Raw genomic sequence first — 3101 nt, 5'->3', positions numbered from 1 at the left:
CAGAGCGGCTTTCGCCGATTCCGCGTCGCTGTTTCCCTCGACCGCTTTACTAATATAACCCGGCGGCCTAGTATTGTCAACCCCCTAAACCGAAATTAGTTTAACAAATTTAGTTTCTAACCCTAAAGTGTTGCTCAGTGCTAAGTAGAAGCCTAATTTAGAGTCAATGATTTAGTCGGGGAGCCGAGGATCTGAGCGGCTGACATTATCTTTCGATCTGAGTTGAGTGAAAATAAGTGCCCTGGAGCAGTCGATGACTTTTGACATTTACCTACGACTCTTTAATAGTAGAGAATTCAATTACCTCCGGTACGCTACGCGAACGAGCCTACATTGCGGTAAAGACCTGCCAATCTTGAATATTGGCACCCTTGAGTACCGACTCAGCTTGACTGATTTGCGCTTGAGTCCCGTCGATCGATACTAAGTAATGTCCCTGCTGTAAAAAATTGGTGTAGTGTTTGGTCTGCTCGGTTGTGATGTGATTGTCGGTGCCGCCCACTAATACGCCGCCAGATACAGCTCCATAGAATGCTCCAGCCGCCATACCGATAAGTACGACGGCACCACTGAAAGCTGGAAATGCTAAGGTAGTTAGCCCAGCAACAACGCCACCAACAACACTTCCTGCCGCACCAGCTTCTGCGGCTCCACGCGCGATTTGTCCTGAAGATCGAGTCGAGTCATCGCGGGAGAACTCAGACTCGGATTGCACTACTGGTGTGATATCGCCGACTGTCGGCGTTGCTGTTTCGGTTTCTGGAGTAACGACGGAGACTCGATCCATTGGAAACCCGATGGCTTGGAGTTGACTTAATGCCGACTCAATCTGCTGGAGATCTGGAAACATGCCGATCGCGTTTTTACGTTCTAGTGCCATGATGTCTGGTTGTAGGGGTGATTTAGATCGGTATGAGGGGGTGTTGTACTCTCAAGTTTAAATCGTTCTAAAACTGTGAGCATCCGTCCTTAGAGTGATTCCAATCGCAGCACTAGAGATTTTTGATGACTCGGCAAGGATTACCGACAGCCACAACGTTAGCAGGAATATCTTTAGTGACAATACTCCCCGCACCAATTGTGGTGTTATTGCCAATCGAGACCCCCGGACAAATAATCGTGCCACCCCCAATCCACACATCGTCACCAATTGTTATTGGTGACGCCATTTCTAGACCGGATCTACGGATTGCTGGATCGAGCGGATGGTAAGCGGTATAGATTTGGACTCTTGGGGCGAGGAAAACGTTATTTCCTAAGTACACTTTATTGCAATCTAAAATGATGCAATCATAGTTAATATAAAGATTTTCGTCTGCAAAAATATGGCAACCATAGTCACAATAAAAAGGTGGCTTAATTTCAAAAGATCGCCCGATCGATCCAAACAGTTGGCGGATAATTTTTTGTCGCCGTTCTGGTTCGTCGGGACACGTTTGATTGAAGGTATGAAATAGATTTTGGGCGAATATAGTCATACGCTGAAGTTCGGGATCGTTCGCTAAATAAGGTAAATCTGCCAACATTTTTTCCCGTTCGCTTTGGCTCATATCGATTAAGTGAATGTGTAGGTGCAGTTATTTATCAAATAGATTATGCCTGAAATCTAGATGGTGGGCAGTGCCCACCCTACGAGATATTTACTAGAGATAACTTTGAATTACTTTGGTTAAATATTCAATTAAAATCAGTGGCTCTACGCCCAGATCTCCGCGTTCGGTAGCTGCTAAAATTCCGGCTTGAGAGTGCCACCAAGCGGCAGTTGCTACGACTTCTGGAAGCTCGACTTTTAGCCGACTGTTAGCGGCGATTAAGCCACCAATTAAACCTGTCAAAACATCACCACTACCGCCTCTAGCTAAAGCTGGTGTACTTTCAGGAATTGCGATCGATCGACCATCAGAATCGGCCACGATCGTTCGCGCTCCTTTGAGTAAGATAATTGCTTGAGAGGAACGAGCGGCGGTACTGGCAGCAACGAGTTTATTAGTTGTGGGAATTTTGATAAATAACCGCTTAAATTCGCCAGTATGGGGCGTTAAAATAGTTGGCTGCGTGCGAGTGGCGATGGTTGAATCGATACCGAGTTTTGAGATAATATTGAGAGCATCGGCATCGAGAACGATCGGGCAATTTGCGGCGAGAATTTGTTTGACTATTTTAGATGGTCGTTCGGTTAAGCCACAACCGCAGGCGATCGCTTGATACTTATTGAAATCTAGTTCGGGAAGAGATTTAATTGTGCCAGCTTCGGTTTCAGGACAACTAATAATTAGAGATTCTGGTAGGTAGTTGAGTAATATTGGTTTGAGAGATTTGGGAACGGCGATCGATAGCATTCCTACACCAGTTGCTCTTGCTCCTAATGCCGATAAAATTGCGGCACCACTGTATTGCTCGGAACCGACGACTAATAATAGGTGACCCTGTTGATATTTTTGAGTAACAGTCGATCGATATAGTGGTAAGTTGGCGATCGCCCGATCGGGTGTCATCCGCGAGAGAGTCGGCTGTTCGCCTAAACTTTGATGAATATCTGCTAAAGGTAGATCGAAATCGATTAACTCGGTTTTGCCTAGATATTCAATCGCTTGTTCTTGAATAAAAGCTAACTTCCACAGTCCCAAACAAAATGTATGTGTCGCTCTAATTGCGGTACCTAAAACATTACCAGTATCGCCATGAATACCTGAAGGCAAATCGATACTCACAATCGGCACCTTTAAACTATTAATCGACTCGATCGCATCAAATAAGTTACCTGTAATTTCACGATTGAGACCAAATCCGAATAAACCATCGACGATCGCATCACAACCTGCCAAACCCCGGACATCATCAACAATTTTGACTTCCAAACTGGAAATATAACAATAATGTTGATTGGTAAGTTCGCTGAGTTGCTCAGACGGTACATAAATAGCAACTTCATACCCCTGAAAATACAACTCGCGGGCAACTACGAGCGCGTCGCCCCCATTATGTCCCATCCCTACCAAAATCCCGACTCGTTGATATACAGAACGGGGATACAAAATTTGAAATCGTCGGGCAATTAGTCCTCCCACCTTTTCCATAAGGGCGGCGACAGGCATCCCGGC

Annotated in this window: 3 protein-coding genes; all 3 read right to left on the bottom strand. The window is 45.4% G+C overall.

Going from position 1 to position 3101, the window contains the following annotated elements:
- Window positions 1-328: 328 nt before the first annotated feature.
- Window positions 329-880: a hypothetical protein gene (locus Q0R35_RS09480; RefSeq protein ID WP_295616706.1), complete on the bottom strand. Its 552-nt coding sequence runs from the start codon at window positions 878-880 to the stop codon at window positions 329-331.
- Between the two features lie 112 nt (window positions 881-992).
- Window positions 993-1550 (bottom strand): sugar O-acetyltransferase, encoded by a 558-nt coding sequence (locus tag Q0R35_RS09475; RefSeq protein ID WP_295616703.1) that lies wholly within the window; start codon window positions 1548-1550, stop codon window positions 993-995.
- Window positions 1551-1643: 93 nt separating this feature from the next.
- The coding region (locus Q0R35_RS09470) for an NAD(P)H-hydrate dehydratase (protein WP_295616699.1) at window positions 1644-3101 on the bottom strand (1458 nt) is incomplete at its 5' end.

Source organism: Chamaesiphon sp. GL140_3_metabinner_50 (genome assembly GCF_025361915.1).
GTDB lineage: Bacteria > Cyanobacteriota > Cyanobacteriia > Cyanobacteriales > Chamaesiphonaceae > Chamaesiphon.
Note: the sequence above shows the minus strand (reverse complement) of the source record. Positions and strands in the feature narration are given on the sequence as shown.

Coding starts and splice junctions, on each gene's coding strand:
- Q0R35_RS09480 (WP_295616706.1), bottom strand. CDS start 880: ATGGCACTAGAACGTAAAAACGCGATCGGCATGTTTCCAGATCTCCAG.
- Q0R35_RS09475 (WP_295616703.1), bottom strand. CDS start 1,550: ATGAGCCAAAGCGAACGGGAAAAAATGTTGGCAGATTTACCTTATTTA.